Source organism: Pseudomonas sp. LBUM1643 (assembly GCF_059716215.1).
In genome coordinates this window covers 3510772-3535620 of record NZ_CP166813.1, presented here as the reverse complement: position 1 = coordinate 3535620, position 24849 = coordinate 3510772, and the positions used below count along the sequence as shown (strand labels likewise).

At 59.7% G+C, this 24849-nt stretch carries 7 protein-coding genes; 1 reads left to right on the top strand and 6 read right to left on the bottom strand.

Going from position 1 to position 24849, the window contains the following annotated elements; translation table 11 throughout:
• Positions 1-23: 23 nt before the first annotated feature.
• Positions 24-1346: a tyrosine-type recombinase/integrase gene (locus tag ACA063_RS15820; protein WP_497662394.1), complete on the top strand. Its 1323-nt coding sequence runs from the start codon at positions 24-26 to the stop codon at positions 1344-1346.
• Between the two features lie 939 nt (positions 1347-2285).
• Here the strand turns inward: ACA063_RS15820 and ACA063_RS15815 are convergent.
• The 6 genes from ACA063_RS15815 to ACA063_RS15790 all read right to left on the bottom strand — a co-directional run bounded on the left by ACA063_RS15815 (position 2286) and on the right by ACA063_RS15790 (position 24698).
• Entirely contained in the window at positions 2286-2567 is a 282-nt protein-coding gene (locus tag ACA063_RS15815; RefSeq protein WP_497662393.1) for a hypothetical protein, read from the bottom strand.
• A gap of 101 nt (positions 2568-2668) precedes the next feature.
• Positions 2669-3247, bottom strand: a complete 579-nt coding sequence (locus ACA063_RS15810; protein WP_497662392.1) for a M35 family metallo-endopeptidase — start codon at positions 3245-3247, stop codon at positions 2669-2671.
• 66 nt (positions 3248-3313) lie between these two features.
• Positions 3314-3550 (bottom strand): hypothetical protein, encoded by a 237-nt coding sequence (locus tag ACA063_RS15805; RefSeq protein WP_497662391.1) that lies wholly within the window; start codon positions 3548-3550, stop codon positions 3314-3316.
• On the bottom strand, positions 3537-11930 hold the full coding sequence (locus ACA063_RS15800) for a hypothetical protein (protein WP_497662390.1): 8394 nt from the start codon (positions 11928-11930) through the stop codon (positions 3537-3539). Before ACA063_RS15800 ends, ACA063_RS15805 begins: the two co-directional genes overlap by 14 nt.
• Position 11931: 1 nt before the next feature.
• A complete protein-coding gene (locus tag ACA063_RS15795; RefSeq protein WP_497662389.1) occupies positions 11932-23490 on the bottom strand; it encodes a hypothetical protein in 11559 nt (3852 codons plus the stop codon).
• 92 nt (positions 23491-23582) lie between these two features.
• Positions 23583-24698, bottom strand: a complete 1116-nt coding sequence (locus ACA063_RS15790) for a hypothetical protein (protein ID WP_497662388.1) — start codon at positions 24696-24698, stop codon at positions 23583-23585.
• Positions 24699-24849: the final 151 nt, after the last annotated feature.

Sequence of the window (24849 nt, the reverse complement as noted above, 5' to 3'; positions counted from 1 at the left end):
GTTCGATTAAGGATAGTACCCTTATGTCGCGCACAACTGCTCCGCTTACCGACGCTGCTTGCCGTTTAGCCAAGCCAACAGACCGTCCCTACAAGCTTTTCGACGGCGACGGTCTCTATCTCCTAATCCAACCCAATGGCCGTAAAGGCTGGCGTCTCAGGTACGTAAAGCCTGACGGCCGGGAGGGGTTGACCTCCCTCGGCAGCTATCCTGTGATTGGCCTTTCCGATGCGCGCCAGAAGCGTTTAGAGGCGAAGCGGATGCTCGCAGACGGCATTGATCCCGTTGAGAACAAGCGTAAAGCCAAAACGGAAAATGCTGTCAACGGCCGTACCTTTGAAAGCGTTGCGTTGGACTGGCACAAGAACATGTCGGCCAGATGGACACCCGACCATTCCAAGAATGTGTTGAACCGTCTGAATAACTATGTGTTCCCGTTTATCGGTGCTCGCGCAATTGCTGATCTCGATACTTATGATCTGATGCAACCTTTGGAAACGATCAGGAAACGAGGAACGATTGACGTCGCCTTAAGGGTACAAAGATACCTGCAAAGTATTATGCGTGAGGCAAAACGCCTTCGTCTTATTCCGATAAACCCTGCGTACGATCTTCAGGGCTTGATCAAAGCGCCGCGAGTCTCCCATCGGCCTGCATTGTCCCTGTCACGCCTGCCTGAGTTGCTGGCACGGATCCATGCCTACAATGGCCGAGAGCTGACCCGGCTAACGCTCATGTTGTCGCTGCACGTGTTTGTTCGATCGAGTGAATTACGTTTCGCTCGCTGGTGTGAGTTCGACCTCAAGCGTGGCGTATGGGAGATCCCGGATACTCGGCCGGAGCTGGAGGACGTACGTCATTCAACGCGGGGGACGAAAATGGCGGGCGACGTTCATCTTGTGCCTTTATCGCCGCAAGTTGTGGCCGTGCTTGAACAGATCCACACCCTCACTGGCACATTCGACCTGGTATTTGCCGGTGATGCTAGGGCCTGGAAGCCGATGTCAGAAAACACCGTGAACAAAGCGTTGCGCACCATGGGGTACGACACGAAGACAGACATTTGTGGTCACGGATTCCGCTCAATGGCCTGTAGCGCACTGAACGAGTCAGGCCTGTGGTCTGAGACGGCCATCGAAAGGCAAATGAGTCATAGAGAGCGCAACAGCGTTCGAGCTGCCTACATTCACAAGGCAGAGTTCATTGAGGAGCGTCGCTTGATCATGAACTGGTGGAGCCGGTACCTTACGGCGAATCTTCAGGAGCATGTCACGCCTCATGAGTTTGCGAATCTGGCCGGCGAGAATGTCACTCGATTGGCGACAAAAAGATCGTTCGCCAATTGATGCCCTCACTTCGGATAATTTCGACATGACCAAGCGAATCGTGTGTAGTGCCCTGGGCTCAAACTGAGGCGTTAACTTCGAGCGGTGACGATGGATGTTACCGCTACACTCGAGTGCTTCTGATGGGAGTTCGTTGTTTTTCGAGTTGCCGCTGGAGGGCAGGAGTTCTCGCGCCATATGAGGCACCGGAAGACACTCAAAAAATGACGGTCAACATCTGATTTCTACGGGCTAATGATCGCGATACGCTGCCCTTGAGTCGGATTTTTTATTGCGCAGGAGAACACCATTTGGCAAGACATCTCAACTACGAAGGAAAAATGACGCGCTTGAGTTGAATGCGCCACCATCCAGCCCTACCGCCGGTACTGCCGATTGTCTCTGTAAGTCCAGCTATGGCTCTTGCTCCGCGTACAAAGCGCTGCGAGTCTAGAGTCTGTTATTTACAGTCAAACTCTTGCTCTCCAAAGAACATTTTGACTTGGCTCTAGGGCGGTGGTTTAAGGCCGAAAAAATTTAGCGATGCCCCCACTTTTGCCCCCACTCGCAAGGGGGGCGAGCGATCTCGAAAGGGAACCCTGACAGATTCCAGTATGGCGCTGGCGATTGTCCAGATTGACAGACTCATTCAAGGCTCAAGTGGCATGTATTTGCTCAGCTATCTAGGTCGTGTAAGCGCGACTTCGAGCCCCAGCGAAGCACCGCTTGATCCTACAAGCAGTTTGCACCATTTCTCCATCGACTCAGTCAGATAAGACTCCCGCCCCTCGCAACAGTGACCCGTTTGCACGCCAGAGCGCTCTATGCATTCTCTCCTATAGCCAGGAATATCATTCATGTTGTGGTTTTTTGGCCTTATTTGCACAAAAGATCAAGACACTCTGGGTGCCGCCCCATGCGGTACTGGAGAAAGGCGTGACGGGCCAGGCACGCATCCTGCTAGACAGTCTGCTTCGGCCATCGCCCAGCTGGGTCTGGCAAGGCGATGTCGAGGTCGCTGCCCGGCATGGTCAAGGTATTCGGATGGCAGAGCGGGTCATTGCAGATACGGCAGGTATTGTCATCGTCTCGCCAATAGAACGTAAATGCCGTTCCTTCGGGCATAACCGTCGTGTCGTCGGTGTCGCCTGGTTGGATCTGGAAGTTTTCCGTCCGGTTGCTGACGACTGTAACCTGGACCCTGCGTACATTGTTGTTGGTAAAGCGGACGCGGTAATTCATATTCTACCTCGTGGACTGTCTACCATGATGGGACAAAGGGCTTCCGTCGTGGCCGCCTTGCGACCCGTATACTTCAACCCCAGCGGTGCCATACATTCACTTCATGGAATCCCAAAAATCAGGTCCTCGACATAGTATTGATAGTTATCGGAGTTTTTCCGCGCCTTCGCGGCATCCTTGGCGGCCAGCGCCTTCGCGTCTGTAATGCCATATTCCTCGGGACGGAGACCGACCCCGACTATATGTGTCAGTTCGTGGACGATCGTGCCTTGCTGGGAGTCAGGACCGCTTGTATTAAGCTTGAAGAAATCGGGCGTTATAAACATCGCACCGGGAACCGATGGGTGGACCGCGGCGACGTCGCCGGGCGCCCATTCGAACTCCAGATCGTTGCGCAGTGGGCACCAGAATGAAGTAAAGGTAGCCGCGGCCAAGGATCGGTCATACACATTCAAGACCGCGCTGGCGCTCTGGCTATTGAGGCCGCCAAACCATTTGGTCTGCTTCGCTACCGGTTGATCCGATGCGAAGCTCTTCGACGCGGTGACCAGCGCCTTTTTCGCCTCCGCCATGGCTGACGTAATCGTTTCGGTCTGTGTAGCCGTGCAAGCTACCTTGTGTTCCTCGACATCCGCCAGGGAGGGAAGGGCAAATACGCTCATGGCAACGCCGGTAAGCATGCTCAACCGGCTCCCCCATGTCTTACAATTTTCTTTTCTCATTGCTACGCTCCGTTAGTCTGTAATTCACTTGGTAATATTGATGGTCCTTTTAAATGGCGGGTCGAGCTTGTCTTGGCGCGCCACGAGCCGGGCCGGGTAGTTCGCCGTTGCCGTTTTTTTCTTTGTTGCGAGAACCTCACGATACTTCGGCGTCTCGACGCAACAGGTTGGCCCGCACGCGCATGCAGCGTCGGCCGCCACAGTGGCGTCACTACTGGCCCAGACCAAGGCCTCGGAAGCAAGCAGATTAATCAGTTTCATGCTTTGCTCCTTCCTTAACATCGAAGTTTTCTAAAGTCAGGAATTCGGCAACAGTGTCCGGCCAATAACCCTGACCATTGCGGTCGCTCTTATGCACGGCTAGTGAAGGGAAGCCCAACATCGTCGCCGTACTCATGAGATACCACACGAAATCCGCATGCCGCCGCATCATGCCAGTACGAAAACCTCGCGCGGGATCCATCAGGTCGACTCGGCGCGGTAGCGGCGACTGAGCGTGCAATGGCATGGCCAGGCGCCAATTTTTATTTTTGTCTTGGCTGCGCTGCAGCGCCAGGTAGAGCGCTGGCGGCGGCTCGACCACAGCCTCGTCGGTCAGGGTTAGCGCCAAGGTACAGGTGGGCACAGGTGTCAGGGCGATGACTACGTCGGTGAATTTTCCCTCCTCCGTATTCCACAGTGGGCACTTGAACTCTGTCTCACCCGATTTGCCGAGGAGCGCCGCGCTCACCTGCAGCACGTCACCCGGCTGCAGGTCTGCCGGCTTGCCGTCAGTCTCCACGAGCCGGGTTAGCGGCATCTCATAGACGGTCGCAAGTTTGACCAACAAATCGCTGCCGGCCGGTTTGCCTTTAACGTCCAGGTCGCCACCGAGTTTCAAGTCCCGCACGTTTCCACTGGTCGCCAGCAGTTTCAAGGTGACGCGTACGACGTGCTTGGACATATCGTCATCGCGAAGAGGGACAGAGTCGCCCGCCAGCAAGGCGCCTTTCGCTTGGAGGTCGCCTGCCGGTACGGAGCCTTTCGCTTGGAGGTCGCCTGCCGGTACGGAGCCATTCGCTTCGGCCACCGCCTGGGCCAGTTCGTCCATGCGCCGTTCGTAGGCGATATCAAGCATAAGGGTGACGACGCCACGCCGATTGACCCGGCCGCGATCCGCTGACAGCACCAGACGCAGGTCGCCGCGCTTGTCGAGGTTGCCAGTCACTTTGAGTTTGTCGACTGTACTGGCTGGCGGGTTAGCGAGGTCGCGGTCATAAGCTGGGTCGCTGAAGATCAGCGTCGACGGGATCAGCGGCAGCGAGCCGCGCGATTGCACCACCGGGTACAACGGCATGCGCAAGGTCAGCGGCGCGCGCTCGTCGTCGCCCTCGACTAAACGGCGCTGCTTTGTATGACCATTATCAAGCTCGATAAGCTTGCCGGTGGGAACGGTCTGCGGCTTGCGCGTCGAGCCCGGCAGGAAGCTCCACTGAAGTTCCACCGGCGGCAGTACCGCCGATTCGGCGAAGGCGCGCGTTATCTCGGCCAGCACCGCCGGTGGCTGCGCCTTCAGCGGCAGCCAGACCGGGCGTGAATCGAGGGTCAGAGCTATCGAGGCCATGCACCAGGTCCAGCCTGCGGCGTCCTTGTCAGGTGCCTCCAGCTTCTCATCCGTCCATTTGACCTGTTCGGCGCCCGAGGCCAGTGCCAGCCAGCGATAGGTGAGCAGATGGTCGCCGATTTTAAGGCGTGCGCCTGAGATACCGTCTCCGAGGCCAAGCGCAGTGAGCAAAAAAGCGGCCGGACTGATCGACATTGGTTTGGGAGGCTGCTGCGGGGCCCGGCGCACAACGATCCGGCACACCAGGCGCACCGAGCCGTCCCAGCGCTCTGACACCACACTTGCAGTCTCGGGGCTGGCCACGACCTCGATCGCCCAACCCTGGAAATGATCGTCTTTCCCTTCCTCTTCACCGAAAGAGCCAGGACCGCCCTGAACGATGTCGGCGGAGCCCAGCAGAGCGCTAGCCTGTAACAGGGGACGCACCATTGACGCCTGGATGCGGCGGTCGCGTGCGGCGTCGCCGCTATTGGACGGCAGCATCATGGGCCGCGGAGTGCGCAGCTTACGCGCGAAAGACGCGCCAGCCTGGGCAGGGGCACCAAATCGCGAATTCACGGCGTCATAGGCGCCCGCATCGTCTGCAGCTACTCCATCGAGCCGCGCTAGCATACGCACCCGGCGCAGCGTCATGATACCGGCCCGTTCGCCGGTGGATGCGCCCGCCACCCGGCTTGGCATGAAGGGCTGGGCTTGTGGCGTGTCTGAGGCATTCGCTGCGGCACCGGTCTCGGACTCTTCCCGCGGCGTGATACGCGGTGCACTTTCCAGAATGGCACTAACCACCTCGGTATCCACTGGAAGCCGTACCCGTGGAGTGGCCGGTTGCAGCCAGCCGATCGGTTCCCCACTCAGCTCTTTGATCTGCAGCGGCAAGTACACCGGCACCTGCGTATAAGACAGCCACACCATCATCAAGGGTTTCTTCAGGCTCAGGTCGATTGGCTTTGTGGCGCTGGGCGGCAACGTCAAACGGCGCGCCAGACCAGCCAAACCCGACCCCTCGTCGCGGATTGGCATGCCCGGCCCCTCACAGGGCGGTGCGAGCCAGCGCAGGATGTCTTTGTCTTGTTTCGGCATAGTTGGCGCGCCACGGCTGCCGTCAGCGAATTCGGCCGTGATAGCCGATTGGGCGCCGAAGCCACGATCAAGTGCCATCGAAGCGATCGTCCCGTGCAGGTAAGCAGCCCCGTCCGCCCCGCCGTAGGACGCTAACAAGAAACCCACCGGGTCGGGGTCGAGTGTCACGGCAATGGCGCGGAGGTAGGGCGTCATCGAGTAGTCAAGCGAGGATGGACTGGCGCGCACCCAGCTTTGCCGTCGCACCCGGCTGCCCAGCACGTAAAGTGAATTCGAGGGTGGCCGCGTCGGCAATTCTTGCGCCTCCAACGTCGCTGGCGTCGTCACAGCGCGCATCCCGACCGCCGCGGCGAACATGACATCGGGGACGTCGGAGCCGGGCACGATGCGTTTCAGGGTGCCCGCCACCAGTGACAAGGCATAAACGTCCAACTGACGGGAATTGTTGCGGTCTTTTGCAGGGGCGGAATTAAGCAGGGCATTGACCGAAACTGCCGCCGCCAAAAAGAAAGGCGTACCCTTTAGAGTGGGTTTGTCCAACTGCGGACGCACATCAAAGCTTTGTTCAACCAACACGGCGCCTGTCAGTTCTGTCACTGCTGCGTCGTTCATCTGGCCCGTCAGCGACCCCGCGAGGAGGGCAGCTGCCAGTGCTTCTGACGAGGCATTGGCAGGCGACGGCGCCGTCGGGCGAGTGAGCGCTACGGCGCGCGCGGCCGGGCCATCGTTCCACGCAAGCTCGATGCCACCTGCAAAATTGTTCTGCTCGATTTTAATGCCCAGTCCCACCAGCACTGGCAGGCGCAGTAGGGGCAGGGGCGGGTCAGCAATGTCATTTTGCCCAATTTTAAGCAGTCCGACAAAACCACCCGCAATCATGACAGTATCGTCTGTGGTGTCCCAGTGCGCTGACCAGAGAGTGCGGAACGTAGCGCCCAGTGAACCCTGCAGCACAGTGGCTATGGCGCCGGCCCCCGCACGTCGCATGCCCTCATCCATACTGTCGGCCTTGCCATTAACAATGCGCTGCTTGTAGCGGGCTGCGAACGTAGTGGCGTCGCCATTCAGGTTTACCGGCATCGACGGTACGAGTCCGGCAGGTCGACCCACGGCAATCGATTCGACTCCGGTCCAATTCAAGGTCTTGTCGCCGCGCACAAGCGTGTGGCGAACCATCACCGGCGTCACCCAGACCGCCGTGCTGCGGGGTCTAAGGATGGACGCCACTATCCCTAACGGCAGTCGGTGGCCGGCCAAGGTCCATATGACACTGTGGGAGGCAGGTTCAACGGCGGTGTCCGGTTTGTGGCTAACCAGCACCCGGCCGCTGAGTGGCCTTCGTTTCGTCTCTGGCAGCGGTATGGGGGCTGGCCAGGCGCCAGTGTCGAGTGCCGGCCAGACGATATCATTCTCGGCATGAAGCATGGCGTCGACGGTAGCCTGTCCCACCCAAATGCCCTTATCGTTGGTGCCAAGACTGAAGTGCAGACTCGCGTCCTTGACGTTAATACCTGTGCCACACAACTGGCCAGCGCCGCCCGCGTAATTGTCCTTCCCTTGCTGCAGCAGGCCCTCGCACTGACCAGCGGCGAGTTGTACCGTGCCATCTGCCGCGCCGGGCACACCCAGCCGCACCACGAGGCCTGCCCGCACGCTGGCGTCCGCAGCGCCTGCGGCCGCTTTAAACTCGGCCTTCAGCACCCCCGACAAAGCGCCATTTGCTTCATCCGGTGGGCCGACTCGCGATGTGCCCCCTGCGGTCATTCCGAGCAGCACTAAAGGCATTTCGGGCATCAGCGGCCAGATCACCAGGGGGGGCGCGCGATCGTCCACCTCGTTAACTTCGTCTTTTGCAAACAATTCGATCACTGCGTTCCAGTCAAGCTTGACAGGCAGGTTCTCGAGCTGGCCATCCTCGCCGAGCAGGTAGCCTGCGCTCACGCAGGCATGCTTGATTCGCAGGCACGAGGTACCGGTGGTTGTTGGTTTCGGGGTGGACCTGATCACCACCTTCCACTCTCCGGACTTGCCGGCTGAGACGATGGCTGGCCGCCCGACGCCGACCATGACCCCAGCAACGTCGACCCCTAAACCAAGACCCTTTAGGGCGAACTTCGCGCCAGTGGCGCAGCGAGCTGTGACCAGCACTCGCCTCGGGCGCAAGTCGTCCCATGCGCGCAGCTCGAACTGCAATGGGGACGCCTCGTCGGCTACCTTGAAGGATGCCGTCATATCCGTCTTGCCGAGGCTCGACAAGGTCATTTCAATAAGGTTGCTGCTGTCGGCGCGAGGCTCGAGCGTCAGGCGGCACAGCAGCTTGACGGATGCCACCGCATCGGCCGTTAGCTTCAATTCAGTCAAGCGCAGCGGCTCGAGGCGAAAGCCGAAGAAGGGGATTTCGCAGCGACCGAGTCGAAGAGCAGCTTCTGCGGCCCCTTTCTCAGCAGGGGCAAAGCGCCATTCGGCACCGCCGCGCGCAAGCGACTCGTCATTGTCAAATATATCAAAGGCGACCGCCGGATCCCCTTTCAACTGCGCAACGCCGCCTTTGAACAGTAAATCCTTGAACCAGAACATGAACACGACACCGTTGATGGTCGTATTGATCGGTTCAACCAGCGAGACCAGTTGCTGGCCAGCGACGCCGGCCACCGTTACCGGGCGCCTCAACAAGATGGAATCGCGGAGCCACGTCGCAGTTCCGGCCCCGCTCATCGCGTTGTCGAGATCGACGCCGTCCTGGTGGAAGGTGGCCGGACTGTAGCCAAGCAGGTGGATATGGCTGATTTCGGCCTTTTTAGGCTCGCGCAACATTTTGCCCTTTAGCACCAGCCCGCCGTCGTAGCCCGCCAGTGCCTTATTGCCATGCGAATCTTTGAGCGTCGCTCCCAGTGTCAGGGATCCGTAGGGTAGTTCCGGAGGCACGTTAGCGCCATAGTGGTGTCCGATGCGCAGCTTTGTCGACCACGTCAGTCCGCGCATCAGAGTCGTGATGTCCACAGGTTGAGCCTTATCCTCGTGCCCCAAGAATCCACTCAGGTAGCTATCCACCACGCGGCTGTTCTGGTGCTTGCGCTCTTGGTCGCCCCAGAATGCGGTGAGCAGCGGCCAGTCGAGGGCGGTGGGTACGCTGCCAGTCGCCAATTGTGCGGGCGCACCCTCTGCCGGTGGCAGGGCGGCAGTGGCAAACGCTTCGTCGAGCAGTGGCAAGTCATAACGCAAGGCAGCTTCAAACTCCGGTTTGCCGGGCTTGGCAAGCATGCGCAGCTCCACGCCAGGCACGCCGACGCTGGCGAAGCCAATGCCGCGATCCGGCGTCACGCCTTCGCTGTTGTCGGGGCCACTCGCGCGCGGCCAACTCGGCAACGGCACCATGCCGCCGACCTCGTGCAGTATCATCAGCGGCCCGGTGTCGGAGCGCGCGAGCACCGCTAATTGCATCACCTCTTTAAGTTCCGTGGGGCGCACGGCGTAAGGATGCAGGTCGCGACTTTCGAGCGGGCGCTGGGAGCCACCGGCCGCGCGCGTCATGGGCATGCAGGCGGCCAGCGGAATAGTGGGATGGCGCAGCCAGGCTACGGCTGGCCAAGGCTTTTGTCGCGTAAGCGTCAAGTTTGGTAGCACCCTGCGTGCATCTTCCAGTGCCACTTGCGCTTTGCCCACGGCTTTCAATGTGGTCTCGGTCGTACCTCGCGCGGCCTCAAGTTGCTTGCTGACATTGGTCGCTGTCCGTGCCAGCACCGGGTCGTCGCTCAATTGCGCAAGTGGCGTTAAAGTCGCGCGCCGTTCGATGTCGGATGAAACAAGCTGCGCGCGCATCGCATCCACCCGGTCATCTACAGCCCCCATTAGGATCCTGCGCCGGTCGTTTCGGCCGGGTATGGAGGCGTAATCTTTGTCAATGCATCGAGCAGACTCGACTAACGCGGTGCGTGCTTCCTCGGGCTTAAGCAACTCATCGACCCAGCGCTTACTGTCGGTGCGAAACGACAACTGCATATCGTCCCAGTTTTGTGTCAGGTCGGTATCGCTCGATTTCCTATCGGCGATCGGCGTCTGGTTGGTGTCGCTCGGAATGCGATTGGCCTCCAGCACCAGATTGCTTAGCGTCGCGCTGAGTGCAGAGCGGTCGGCATCATCTAGTTCCGGAGTCACCATCACGACGTCAATGAAGGATCCCGGCCCGGCGCCGAGGCGCGGCAGTGCTTCTTGCGCGTCTGGGCGATCGGCCGACAGCCAGAGCAGACCCCGGGTCGACAGGATTGGACCGTGGAGAACGACGGTGGCGTCCTCCAGTTGGGCAGGATGCGACTGTTCAAGACGTATACACACTGTGCATTCCACCGCGGCAGCCTGTTCAACCGTGAAACTCCATGGCGCATCGCCCTCGCGCAAAGGCGTCGCCGTGGGGTTGAAACCGGACTGCACGACGCCGGTAATACCAACGCGGCGCAACCGCAAGAAGCCGTCGAGCACATTTCGAGGCGCCGCCGTCGGCAGCGCTCCGGCCAGCACCTTGTCGCTGCTGGTATCGATCGGCCCCAAGTTGGGCACTGGCAACTGCAGCCAGCCATTGTCGAGGGCGACGAAAGCTGGAATCAGAGGCCTCCCGTACTCGCTTCCGAACGGCATCCCAGCAATGCCGGCGACCGGAACCACCGGCGGGGTTGCGATGCCGTAAGCGGTCCGTAGCTCCGGTACGAGTCGCCCCAGGTCAAAATCAAGCTCTAGTGTCGAATCGCAAGATATCGCCAGGGTATTCCGCTTGCAGTGACACTTCAGCGAAATGGAATCCTTGGGAAGTGTGTCCAGGCCTTCCGCGAAGGCAAACTGCACCCCCGGCACGCCACCGTCCAGCGTCACATCGGTCACCTGTATGCGTTGTGCGCGCAAGGCGGCAACACTGTCGATCGCCCCGAGTATCTCCGGGCTGACCAGCGAGATCTGGACGTCAGAGCCGGCAACTTCGAGCGGACCAAGTTTCGCCGGTTCGCCGGAACTCAAGCATAGAACGGGCCAGGAGAATTCCGGCAAAGTGTCGCCGCGACGGCCCGCGAATCTCAGACCCAGCAAGCGCTCGCTGGAATCGCCGCTCTCCGGGATGATCGCCCCCCATGCTTCGGACCAAGCGGCAGGCTCGGCGGCGGCGAGCAGTCTGAGGCGCAAGGCAAAGCCGGTAGTGGCCGGCTCCGCATAGAGCAAGACCCGCCCTTGCAGGTGCTTGGCACCGAGGCGGCCCGGGAACGGTAACTTGGCGTCGAACTCAATACCGTCCGGAACCAGCCATATTTTGGCCCAATTGCTCTCGATGCCGGACTCTTCATCGATGCCCAACCCGCGCAGCCATGCGAGCCCCGCAATGCCAAGATTGACGTGCAGGCCGACCCTGCCCGCAAGCAGGCGCAGCGGCGGCACCGCTATCATGTTGCCGCCCGCGTGCTTGAACCGGTCCTGTCCCACACCGTCCAACACCTGTGCCACTACGTGCACGAAGGGGGCGGCCCGGGCCGATTCGTCGATACCCTCGGTGATCGAGTGCAATGCCTTGCCGCGATCGACAGCGATTTCCTTGCCATCCTCGTTCCAACCAAGTAACAGTTGGTCCTTGTCGATGTAATTACCCTCATCATCCATGCGCTGTCGGTAATGATCGTTTTTGGCTCCGACCACCAGATGCAGGTCAAGCAGGCGCGGCCGCATCCATTTCTCGGCGGCCTTCGCCGACTCGTCCGCGGGATTTTCCGCCACCAGCACACGTACAGGGTGAACGTGGTCGGCGGTGGCGCCGATCTTCTTGTCATGCGTGTCGCGCGCGTGCTTCCAACCGAAGTAGGGCGCGCCGGCATGGAGGATCCACAGAGGCCAGGTGCCATTCTTACCAGGCACTTGAGGCCCGGCCAGCGTGACGCTGCGCAGCATTCCCGGCCCCCGCCCCAGGTCGTCGATAATCTTTTCCATGCTATTCCTCCTCGCTCGCCCATTTGGTCCAGGTCGGCAGCCCGACCAGGACTTCCATTTCGCCCGGCGTTACCCAGCCTTTGCCCTGCGCTTCGTCCTGCTCGATGGCGTTACGCGTGTCAACCACCCGTACCACCATTATCTCGCCTGCACCCAGCAGCCGTTCGCAGCACGCCTTCCAGAGGGGGCCGGTGCCTTTTGCCGCCGCCGGGTGGCCTGAATGCTTCGCACCGTCCGCTTCAGTACTATCAGGCAGGTCGTACAGCGTCAGCAATTGGATGCCGGTGCTACTGGCCCGCAACGGAAACGGTGAACTGGCCCCGATCAGATCGAACGCCGGCGGTGCCAACTCGACCTCACAAACGCGTGCGCGTTGCAGTGCAGCCTTGTCCGGATCGTAGTCGGACGTTGGTGGCAGGGCGCTCGCTTCGTTCTCCATACCCTCAGCAATCCTGCGCAGAGCTTTGCAAACGGGCTCCAGGACAGTGACTGGTTCAAGCTCAGCAACTTTCGCGTATACCTCTCCCACGCGTGCGTGTAGCCATTCCTTGGCCGCGTCACGCTGCTTGGGAGGGTCTTCAAACGGTCCAACCTCGAGCTGAACTACTTCTGTGATTTGTGCAAAGTCAATGGCGGCGTCATTGAAGGCCTGCGTCACAGCTTGGTCGGCACCCTGGGAAAGGCGGATTCGGCGCTGCTCAGGCGCCAGCCCGTTTGGTGCCAGCTGCAAGCGGAAGCTCAGGTGGAACTGTGGCCGATCGCTGACCACCGAGTGGCTCATATTGGGTTCGCCGTCCTCACCATCGATCGCAGCGAAGCGCGTACCGCGGCATCGCAGCACGATCGGACGCGGCCCCTGGCCTCCTTCGGCGACGGGGTCATGGGCGATCAGGGTGACTTCGGCATCGTGATCCTCGAAACTGCGGCCGCCTCCCAATGGCCCGCGCCGCAGCAGTGTGTAGCGCACATTTGGGTCGGGGCACCATGCCACGTCAAGGTCGCCTCCGGTGAACCAAGCGTGCGCACCGACTTCGCTCAGGTCTGCGTGCGACACCATGCGCAGCCCACGCAGTTCGATTGCCGATTTGTGTTTGCCTAGGCGGATTATGGTCAGCGCGGGGGTGCCGCCCAGCTCGGCGGCTTCCTTGTCCACATCTGGCCCCGGTACGCGTCGCGCTAGCTCCAGCGAGCGCCGCGGCGTCGCATCCTGCACCGTGGCTATTACGCGCGACACAACTACCCCTGCGCGCGCCACTGCCAGCGCGGTGACGCGGTAATGGGCTGGCAAATCACTAATCCGCCAGATGTCGGCACCTTTCCACAACGATGGATAACGGCCAGCAAGTTCGCCCAGGTCGGCGTTGCCGATTTCTCGGTGGTCCATAGCTTCGGCCGACACCGTTGCCGCGCGCTCCGGGTACACTGTGAAATTCATCTTCGCAGGGGGCCGCAGCGCTTTGGCAATCGAGGCCGGCCAGTCCGGATCGCGGTATTCGCGCACGAAGCTGAGCGCAGTGCCTTGCGTGCCGAGTCGCGCGAACAGTGGCCGGTTCGAGAAGGCCAAGCCTTCCTCTCCATGCCGCGCCAGGACCAATTCCCACTGGCCTGGCGCGATCAGGCCCGCAGCATCGGGTTTTGGCCGGACAATACGCGAGCCGAGAATCACCGGAGGTTCGATACGTTCGGTGCGTTCCGATACAGCCAACGCATAGCCGATCGCGCTGCGGAAAGCGCCGTTGTTTCCCAGTAGTCCCTCGGTGACGAGTTGCTCACTCTCACCTTGCGTCTTGTAGTAGCCCGCACCTAAGGCCTGATTCTGGTAGCGAGGCATTGACCGCACGGCATACGCACGCGCATGCGCCCAGCGGTCGGCGTGCAGGAAAGACAGCGTCAGCCTGCCCGCGGCATCGGCTGCCAGGTTGAGCGGGTTGGCTTTCACTGGCGCGGCCAATGCGAACTGAATAGTCCCATCGGGGCAATCCGGTACGGCCGCGTGATCGAGGAAGCGCTGGGTCCAAGGCAGATAGGCCGCCGCAATTTCCCGGATGTCCTTGCTTTCGACATTGTCGGTCCAGGTCGCACCGGGCCAAGTCAGCGCAGGTGCTGCGAAACGCAAGTTGTCACGCAGCGAGCGGAACGCTTCCTTCGGCAGTGGGTTTAGCGCGAGTTCATCGGCCCACTCTTCGGGCGACAGCCCGCGGAAGCGTTCGTATGGAGAGGGGCTTGACGTAGCTGGCGATTGGATCTTAACGAACTCGGGCTCGCCGATAGCGGGGGATATCAGGCCGCCATTTTCTGGAAAATATACGTTATCCGGCCGCTGTGCTTGATCTATGAGATCGGCAAATGACCAGAATTCTTCGACAGTAGTGACCTCAGTGGTTACCGTTGGGATGGTGTCGGCATTGACTACTTCTTTTATTGTCGTCCTGACTATACGCACGCGCGCCCACAGTTGAATTGCCGGCGGTTGAAAGTTTTCAATGACGTTGCTACGCATAAAGAACTGCAGCGCGAGCACAGGCGGCGTCGAACTGATCAGCCCTTTAGGAAACGCATTAAGCCCCACACGCTCCGCCTTGCCCGGGTGCAGGGCATAGGTACGTCCATCCTGCATGCTGGTCAGGTCAACTGACTTGCCCTGCCACTCCTTGTCCGGTGCAATGAACCTGACCTCGTAGCCGACCAGGCTACGTATGTCGATGGTTTTTTGAGTCGTGCCTTCGATTCCATCGACCTTGGTCTTCAGTCGCGCCGGCCAGTATCCTGTCGCCCAGCGCATGTCTAAAAAGAAATATTGCCGTGCCGAGACCTGTGCTGGCCTTAGCGAGAGTTGAGCGATCGAAAGGCCGTCGTCATTGAGTTTCAGACTGGCCGGTTCAAGTTCGAGGCCGGCACTCGATAGGATGGCGTCGAACGGACCGGGACTTCGATCTCGCCCAGGGCGCAGCAATACTTCGACGAAAGGCTGACCGCAATCATGCCTTCCCGAATACCGGCAGAAGGTGGATTGAAATACACACTGCACCCGTTTCAGCAGGTCTTCGGCGGAAAGGAAGCAATCCATGTCGCGGTCATACAGCTTGATGGTCGAGGCCAGGCCGAGCTGCTGCAGCGCAGCCCATCCGTAGGGGTCAGTCTCGCTATTGTTGTCGGCCAGGAAAGCAGCCATGGTGGTAGCGGTTACCGGCTGCACCGGCTGCACCGCCACCACGTAGCGCCGGTACAGTCCCTCGTTAGCACTGCTGTATTCAAGTTCCCCTAGCACCTCTTCCAGAATCGGATGCAGGGTTCCCGCCAGAGTCAAGGGCAGCGCTGCTTCGCCGCACAAGTGCTCGTGTCTCTTCCCACTGGCGGTGACCAACCTTCTGGACGCTTCGAGTCTCAGGCTGCCGGTCAGTAGTGGGTTCCCCGCCAGCGTCGCTGACATCTGGCTCGACACCGAGGGTGGAATCCTCAGCAACAGTCCCAGCAACGCGGCGCGCACTTGCGCGGGGCTGAGGGGCGAGGTGCCGTCGAGCGCGGTCACCCTGAGCCTGCAGTCCATCCATTTAGGTTCTAAATCCAAATGTAGCGCGATTTCTTTCTCGCCAAATTTCAGCAACTCCCAATCAAGGTAAACCTCCTTGTTCAGCTGTGCGGCAAGCGTCTTGAGCTCTTCCGAATCCGAGCTGGTAGCGCAACTGAAGCTGACGTAAAGGCGATCCGGCTGGCCGTAGGTCATCAGGTCCGTCACGGCAGCCTCGGATGCGGTCGGAAACACGCGCATACGCGGCATCCGCGCAGCGAAGGACACAGTCGATTCTGCCGACGAATACCAGGGGGCGCGGCGTGGTACGGATTGGCCGGCGCGACCTTGCGCACGCAACGCAAGGCGCCAGGTTTCGCTCGGGTAGTGCGCCTGCCAGCCGGGCCAATCCTTGTTCGAGTCCGGGAGCAGGCGCGCCATTTCAGGCGACACGCGCTCGATCCGAGCGACACGGCGCGCGCGACGCCAGGTGTCGGCGTTCTTCCCAAACTCCGTCGCTGATGACGTATCTAGCGGGGCAAGGTCGTCCAGGTCGAGTTCGTGAAGGTCGAAACCGGCGATGCAACTGGCGTGTACTCGGTCAGGGACCCCGCCCTTGATGCGCCCAAACTCCGGTACCGCATCGAAACTAACCTCGGTGAGGATCCGCCGCTCCGGGTCGCGCACCAAGACACAAGCGTCAGGCGATGGGTCGAGTAACGTGGCCAGGTCGGCATTCAGTGGCGGCGCGAGAAAACGTGCGAAGCCACTGGTTGCGCGTAACTGGCCCGGTCGGTGCGGTGGCAGATCAAGGTGGACGGGCCATTCGAATGCGTCAGGGCGCAGCAGGCCAATGTCGTTGCGAAATTGGTCCAGCGGCTCGATCCGCACCTCGATGTTAACCGGTACCCGCTTCGAGGTCATTGTGAAGGTGTAGCTCCCGTCCACCCCCTCTACTTTCGTTTCCTGGATCGTCTCGAGCGAGAATCGGGTGGCGATGCGCTGCAGATCCGAGCCGTCGTCGTGCAGCCATAAGCTTTCGAGAAAGGATTGGGCGGATGGCTCGACGGGCGGCTTGGCGGACAGGGGCTCCGGCTTGTTTGTTTTCACTTCAACTGGTGGATGCTCGCCGAGCGCTTGATCAACCCGGCCGATACCGGTGGAACCGGCGAGCAAGCTCCACAGTGGATAGGTCTCGAGCGTCTGGTGGTCTGGCTCGATCGGATCGATGAAGCTGTCGGCGGGGATCTTGCCGTTCTCGCGCACGTCGACAAAGTTGTGGCGCTCCAGCTCCCAGACGCGCTCGTCGCCGCTCTTGTTGAAGGTCGCGGCGAGGCCCGGGCGGCGCTCGGTCAGGCCATCGGTACCGTAATGCCCCGAGGGGCTGATGTTCTCTGGGTCAGCCACCAAGCGGTATTTGCGCCCCGTAGCGTTGTCTTCGCCCGCGGGGTCGCGCAGCGCCATCAGGATGGCAATGCTGCCCTTGTCCGGCATTGCCCGCGTGTGGTGTGGGGACCTATCCACGCCAGGCCCCATTCGCTTGATGATGATGCGTAGCTCGGCTTCAGCTGGGCGCAGAGGAGGCACCGGCCGCGGGACGTTGACCAGAAACGACTTTGGCATGCCGCAGGAACCAGCGCTGTCAACGGGGGTCACCGTGTAGCTGAGCGAAATAGACTCGTGGCCCGGAAAAATGCTTGACCACGCGGTGGCGCCTTCGAGTGCCGCGGCTTCGTCGTTGTTGGGCAGTAGCGCGCGTCGCAGCTTGGGACTCAAGTCGGACAGGTCGTCCGTGAATTGCCAGTCCGGCGCCAGCTGCGCCACTATGCCCTGGGAATCGGCGCCACCGAGCGTGGCGGCAGGCTTGACCAAGAACGTGCGCGGGGTGAATTCGGAGCCCTCCAGGGTACGCACGATTTTATAGTGTTTCAGAAACTGGTCGGGATTGGCTTGCGGGGCCAGTTCCGGCGCGCTGGCTTCGCTCACCGCCTTTCTGGCGAAAGGCAACGTCAGCTGCCAGTCGAGCTTGACCCCGTCGCAGGTGCAGCTATTGCGATCGCAATTTAGTTCCGGATCCTGCTTGGCGAACCAGCTCGAAGCAGGATTGAACACCTCGATATCGCCGATCGTCGTTTTTCCGGCAGCCTCCGTTTCGTACTTGCGAATTTGTAGCTTCGCCAGCTTTTCCAGTGCGTCTACCGGGCCGAAGAACACCAGCCCGAGGTCGACCACGTGAGCGCTGTGGTTTTCGGGTAAAGGGGATTCCGACAGCGCCACAAATTGCTCGGCGAACATTGCCAACACCGTGGAGCGCGCCTGATAGACGCCGTCGACGACCGGGTTGGATGCGGCTTCCGCTGCGTGTCCGCGCTGGAAAAGGTCGCGCTCGGAATTACGCTCCTGCTCGGTGCCAGTACGCGCTGACTTCGGGTTGGCGTGGATACGCGGCCTCTTCGGCTCATGCCAGTTCGAAGTGCGGCGATAAGGCGGCTCGTTCGGCGCCACTTCAAACCACTCGGTATCAGACAGATAGCATTCGTCGAACAGCAGCGCGAGGGTCAACCGCTTCGAATTGTCCTCGGTCTGGACCAGATTGTTCCATTTGGCATTGACCTTAACCTCGTTCTCGTTCTCGTACGGGGCAAACGGAATCTTGAATTTCTCGAATACGCCACGCTCGGGGTTGTAGCGACGCAGCTTCATCAGATCCGTAATATCGTCATTGGAGAGTCCTTTGGTGATGAGGTAATGGGCTGGCCGGGTCTCATCGCGCTCGTCGCGGTTGGCGAAACCGGTTGCGGGGCCATAGAACGCGCTGGTAAATAACGGCTCGTTCTCAATCTTGCTTTTTCTAGTGGCTTCCTTCGGTGTCAACATGGCATACCCGTAGCCATCTGCGCCTGTCAGGGGCCTCAGCATTTCCGGGTCCTCCGGATCCACCGGGTCCGGGGCGGGGCGGATGCTCGCCTGGTGCAACACGCACCAGAAGTGGGTTTCACAGGGCGGCAAACCGAACTGGCTACGCGTTTGCGAGTCCGGCACCGATTTCGCCTCACCACTTTCCGTAGGGTCCGGCTTTTTTTTGATTTCCTCAGGCGCGGGTGCGCTGGCAGGGGCCTGCGCATGTACGGCATCCTTTATGGTGCGCTCGTCACCGCTGCGGCTGAGCGCCACCGGCGCTGCGTCGGGCTCTTCGGCGGTTATGGACATGGCCAGGAAGCGTTGCACCCGCGCGCGCGCATCATCGAGTTGCCCCTTGCCGAGAGTGAAGCCGACGCTGACCGAAAGCGTGCAACCGAATACCGATACCGCCACTCTGGCAGCCACTCGGGCACCCACGCCTTCGGTCGACAGGGCAATCTCGACCGCCGCTGAAAACTGCAGCGTCTGCGAAAAGCCGATGCGGATGGTGAAGCTGGTAATGCCGAGGTCGACCTCGAGCCAGGCGCGGAACGACACCTTCAATTCGGCGTCGAGAGCGATCAGGCCGTAGATCAGCGATCCGGCCACACGCCACGTCAGGTAGCACAACACGCGCGCTACCAGGCTGGCCTTCAGCGTTGCCTCGGCGCAGATACCGACTGGACCAGCCTGGAATTCGCCACCAAAGCGGAAGAACGCGTCGGCCTCGATGTTGTAGCCCCACAATAGGCCGTCTTCGGCTGCACGGAAGATCATCCCGCCGCGCACAGTCACGCGCATGTTTTCCTCATCCATCAGGCGCACGACCAGCTGGTTCGGCCAGCCCAGTTCGTAATGGAAGAGGCCGGGCTTGATGAATAGTGTGGCTGACCAGTCGACCGACTGCAGCGCAGTGCGCATCGGCGCTCCTTTCTGCAGCGCGGGAATGCGTTCGCCGATATACCCTTTGCTGTCGCCGATCATGCGGGCCAGCAGGCGCTGCTGCGGCGCCGAGATGTACAGGTAGCCTCGAAGGCCAGGTTTCGAGCGAAGATTGTCCTTGTCATTCAGGTAGTCGATGTAGTTGGTTCCGACCCAGCCGCGTAGGCCCATAAATAGGGTGAAGTCGGAACGGATGGCCGCCACCAAATCGAACAGGAAGGGGTTTTGCGCCGCATTTTCGGCCTCTTCATCCCAGTTCTTGCTGGCTGGGTAGGCCTGGATCGCGCCCTTCAGGGCCAACGTCACACGGTCACCTTCGATTTCTGGCTTCCAGGCCGAGAACTTATGCAGGTCGCCTTGGGTTTTCGACACCTCGTCGAGCGCGCTGATCAGCTTCGGGATCGAGGTGGCACGGTCGGCCGCATTGATTGCGTCGAGTGTGTAACGAAAGCCCAGCCCAAAGCCAGCTTCACGCAGATAGAAATTCCACACCACGGTGGGTATCTCAATGGACAGCTTTTTCTGCTCCCCATAAAAGAAGAACGACTTGCGGCGCTCGCCCGGCCTGTCCTGGTGTTCCAGTTCCAGGAATCCGAGGCTTGCGCCCATGGCGCCCCAGCCGGGAATGTCGAATTCGCCGCGGCCAAGGAAGCCATAGGCGTTGTAGCCGGGTGGCGCCAACTCCTTGCCCTCGACAGTGCGCGTGTCGGCGTCGACAGCAATGACCGAACCGCGCACACGGATTGCGCCTTTCAGGTTGAGGTCAATACCGAGCCCGTCGGCCTTGATTCGGGGAAGTGATTCGCCTTCCTTCGGCGGCGCAATCCACAGGCCGTGAAAGTCGATCGACGGCGCCATCACGTCGCCAATCTCAACGAACTTGATCTGGCCCGAAATGTTCACTGCCGGATCGCCGTCGAATTTGGGCGAGGCCGGATGGTAGCCGAAGCCGCGCAGCTCGAAGGTAAACAGGTTGAACAGGTTAAAGCTCTTTTTCGGGTTGAGCGTTTTCTGGAATGAGATGTGCTTGAGCAGCACGCTCGGATCGGCTGAAAGCGGCGTGCGTTCAAGGTTCATCTCGACGCCACCGAGGTATTGCAGTAGTCCGCTGTCAAATTCTCCAGGTTTCGGTGTGAAACGCAGCGAGCCAGTCACCAGGTAGTAAAAGTGGTAGCCACCGTCCTTCACGAACGCGATATCCAGGTCGCTGATGGTCAGGGTAAAACGTGATGTATGGCAGATGATGGGATCGTTTTTCTTGTCGAGGTCGACCTTCCCGGACTGCAAGACAATTCCTTCGCCTTCGACTTCCGCAAACGTCAGCACCACCGTGCAGTCGGCCTCGCCGACGAGATCCGGCGGCAGAGCACCGCGTCCCGCGATCATGGCGCGCACGAGCCGGCCGCCCTTTATCTCCAGCATCCCGTCGTTAAAGTGAAAGGGTACGTCGATGCCGCTCAGACGCACCGGGTTGTCGGCAACTTTCGCAACAAGATCGAGGCCGCCTGGGCCAATTTTGAACGTGGTGACATTGAACACCACGCCCTGACCGTCCGAAGACAAACCATTAAAACGCAGCTGCATCCGGGCCTTGTTTTTTTGATCTTCGCCGGGCATTGGCGCATTCAGTTCAAACCCACTCTGGCCACCGGCAAAGCCAAGCTTGAACATGTCAATTTTGACGTTCGCTTTGCGCTCAACGGCATCGGCCTGTTCGATCACCCACATCAGTCCGAGCGCGTTTTCTTCGATGCGCTGTGACTCGATCGTAAATTCGTCGCTCGTTTCAAGTATGACGGCAAGCGAGTCGAGCGAGACCTGAGCCTTGAGCGCGAGGCTGGTTTCCAGCCCCGCTGCCTTCAACCCCAGCACCAACTCCACTCCTGCATGGCGATTGCCCAGACTGGCGTAAGACCTGGAGTTCTTGACCCACACCACGTTTGCCAACGAACCCTTGAGCTTGTCGAGGAAACTAGGCGAGTTTGGGGGAGCAGAAACGACTCCGGTTTCACCCATTCCCAGCAGCGGTAGAATGCGGTTCGACTTGAAGTCCACGTTGAGCTCGAACGCCTCCTCCAGGGGCACCAGCTGAAATGGGTCATTCATGGTGCGGACGTCCACGCCTGAATTACCGGGCAGTTTACCGGGGGTACTTTCGCCCGCCATACGCAGAAAAAACACCGTCTGGCCGCGAGTTAACCCGGCCACCACCAGGATTAGCTGCTGCGGCGTCCCGGAGGCATTCTTCAACTTCAAGTCGAGCTTGAGCAGCGGTTCGTCCGTCGTAGAGCGCGATTGAGGGACGGGTTGATCACCGGCGACGTCTCGCAGGGGCCGGCTGTCGGCTTTGCCGGAACTGTCTATGTGGTCGAGCCAAAGGTCGGTGCGCAGTGACGCCACCGTAGCAGCCCTGTCGTCGGGAGGGGCCGAATCGCAAGTGAGCACCAGATAGGCTCCGGGCTGGTTGACGAAATCCAGAAGCAGCCCAGGTTGCCAGTGGCCAGGGATGTCCAAGGTAAATCCCAGCAAACGCTTTGTACGTCCCGCACTGGTGCCGTTATTACGCGATGTCACTAGCACCTGGCGCAGTTCGAACGGATTGGTGGCGATGCGCAGCTCAATAGTGAAAGCGGTGGTTGAGGATGCGTTTACGGCCAGGACTTTAAAGTCTCGCAGCAGCGCCGCGACCGCCTCAGCCATGCCCCCCAACCCGCTGCGGACGAGGTCGCCCAGCGCGTCGAGGGAACCGCCGACGTCATCGGCCAAGAAGATCGAGGCGCGGCCAGCTGCTAGCGCTATGCGTCCAAGCACGTCGAGCAGGGAGTCGAGTTGCTCGAGTAGCATTACGCCGGTATCGATGAGGATGTTCAATACCGCCCCGCCGCCGCGCACCATCACTTCAGCCGCGTTTTGCAGCAATACCAGTGGGAACGGTTGGACCAGTTCTAGTGCAATCAGGCGCGCTCCAGAGGGATCCACCTCGACTTGGCCTGACACAGTGAGGTAAGCATCCGGGTCGTCGATAACTCGCAACATCAGTCGCTGGAAGCTGATTACCGCGCGCAGCGTCTCACCCTTGTCGGGCGGTGATGGGTTGCCGAACGAATTACCCAGGTGCGAAGGGGTGACGGTCAGCATTTCCCACGTGAACTCAAATGGGCCGAAGCGGCGCGGACCAGCTCCCAGAGGTATCGGTTGCATCAGTGCCTTGACCGTACCGCCAAATACCTGTTTGCCCGCCACGTCGCCCAGAGTCAGGTGCTCGATAATGATTCCCGCGACGCCGTCCGTGAACGTCACCTTAACCGTGAAGACGGCGGCCTTGGCCACTAGGTCGTCTGCGGGGGCGTAGTCGCCGGTTACGACGACCCAATCGATTCCCGCTGCCGGAGAACGCGGCTTTAGCACGAGTTTTGGACTACCGGCGCCGGGTTGGTCCAACTCGACTGAGATTTTCGCGTCAGCTATCAAGCTCCGCAACGTGGACTCGGCTCCCTCCAGTCCATTGCGCAGATCAAGGGGAGGCATCTTCTTGAGGTCGAATTGCGGCAGGGTGAATGTGGGGAAGCGCAACCCCAGGTGGTCCGCGTCAATCCGTAATAGCGCACCCACCCCGGCTTCAACGATCACCGTCAGCGCCACGCTGCGTTCGAGTGTTCCGATTTCAAAACTGACATACGCCGCCAGTTCGATCGACATGTTTGCCTTGAGCGAGATGGAGGTATCACTGTTACTCGCCGGATCGACCGTCCATAACTGCATCCTCATATGTCCGCCGGCGAATGCGCTGGCAAGTGGCGTTTCAAGAAAAAACGCAGCCTGCGCCTTCGCATCGACCTCAATCGATTGCATGCGACGCACCGCGTCCTGTACCAGCGCTACAAGTCGTCGGCGCGCGGCTTCTGAAGCTTTCGCTATCTCGGCCTTCAACTCGGCATTGTTCAGGAACCGGTTTTCGTCAGCATGGATGAGGGCGGCGGGGACACGTAAAGGACTGGTCAGGAAAAAATTGCAGGCACCGACTGACAAAACGTCCGGCGGCTTGTCGCATGGTCCGACGACGCGGAGGATTTCGACGAACGCACTGTTCAGGTCCTGATCTCCCTCCTTGTCGCCGTCAACTTTTTCCGGCTTTGTACCGACTAGGTAAAAGTAAGAATTGTTGAGATTGGCGCCTTCTATGCAGATGGCAATGTGATCTCTCGACACGTACGTCTCCTTACGATTAGTGCACGCGTCGGAAGAGCCGTCGCGTTTTGAGCGAGCAGGTTTCGCATCGGACCGGCAGGCGCGTGCGTTGATTAGAGAGTGATTTCAAAATCGATAATTGCACCCGGAGCAAATACGTAGGCGCGTGGATTGGGGGTATATGTCCCATCACTGTTTGAAAGCGACTGCCCCGAAGCGTCGCAAAAAATTTCGACACCGTCCCTGTTTATCCCTCGAATGACAAACGTATATTCAATACCCGGTTGAACCTCGATGCCGGCGGTCATTGGAAGTCGCTCGACATCGCGCCAAAAATATTTCGCGAGGCGTTGAAAGACGTTTTGTGGTCGGACGAGCCCTAGTAACTCTTGAGAAGTGGTCCCGGCTGTGATCGGTTTCGAATGCTGGGTAATCTCTATGATCTTCTGCGCGTTTTTTCGATGAACCTTCAAAGCGATCCAGGCCTTGGTCTTAGGCGGTTTTTGAGCAAGATCTTCAATCTTGCGGTTTTCCCGCAAGTTGAGCGCGACCATTAATGCATTGACACTTGCACTTCCCCCCGCGAGTACGAGCGCAGTCAAGAGTCGCGTCTCGATGCTTGACGTTACCGGCAAGAGATAGATTTTCAGCAGGTCCGCAACGAAGTCCATATCAAAGCGGACAACGACTAGGTAAGCGGCAAGGAACATTACTAACGTGCGGATGCCGCGACCATCAAAGAACTCGAGAAAGACCCGCCAGTTGAATAACACCGCAAATGCCGATTCGAGTATCACTGCGATAATGAGCATTGCAAAAAGAAGGCGGATTGTTTTTCCGATTAGCGCCGGATCTTCCGAAGTCGGCGTGTTGCTGATCTCAATGAGCCTGGATTTGGAAGTGTTCCCTTGGCTAAAAGTAATCGCAACTTCGTCCGCGATCGGTGGATTCGAAGCGGTATAGGTCAGTATCCAGAAAGGTTGATTTGTCCCGCTCTCAGTCGTAAGCACATGAGCGCCGGGAGGTACGGCTCCCGTTATCTCGATCTTATCCTTGCCTTGTTCCAGCACGGTCGTACTGCCGGGCTGCACGAACAGTCGACCGACTTCTGCGCTCGCAGGGCTGACGACTGCCGCGAATGCCAGCAATGAAAAAAATAACATCAGGAGCCTTCGGTAGCGGAGGTTCGTTATCCGCGCAAAAGTCTTGGTGCAAAGATTGAGCCACATTCGATTCGTGCTCCTTCCTCATTGGCGAAAGTTGTTCATGCATATCGAACACTATCGATAGGCGTGATTTTTACCAAAGGCTCGTACAAATATATATGTAGCAGACAGATGCGCAAGTTGCCTTCATTTACAGAAAGCCTGGTTAAGGTTA

Bases quoted from the DNA above. Each gene is read 5' to 3' on its own strand.
- ACA063_RS15820 (WP_497662394.1), top strand. From the start codon at position 24: ATGTCGCGCACAACTGCTCCGCTTACCGACGCTGCTTGCCGTTTAGCC.
- ACA063_RS15815 (WP_497662393.1), bottom strand. From the start codon at position 2,567: ATGAATTACCGCGTCCGCTTTACCAACAACAATGTACGCAGGGTCCAG.
- ACA063_RS15810 (WP_497662392.1), bottom strand. From the start codon at position 3,247: ATGCTTACCGGCGTTGCCATGAGCGTATTTGCCCTTCCCTCCCTGGCG.
- ACA063_RS15805 (WP_497662391.1), bottom strand. From the start codon at position 3,550: ATGAAACTGATTAATCTGCTTGCTTCCGAGGCCTTGGTCTGGGCCAGT.
- ACA063_RS15800 (WP_497662390.1), bottom strand. From the start codon at position 11,930: ATGGAAAAGATTATCGACGACCTGGGGCGGGGGCCGGGAATGCTGCGC.
- ACA063_RS15790 (WP_497662388.1), bottom strand. From the start codon at position 24,698: ATGTGGCTCAATCTTTGCACCAAGACTTTTGCGCGGATAACGAACCTC.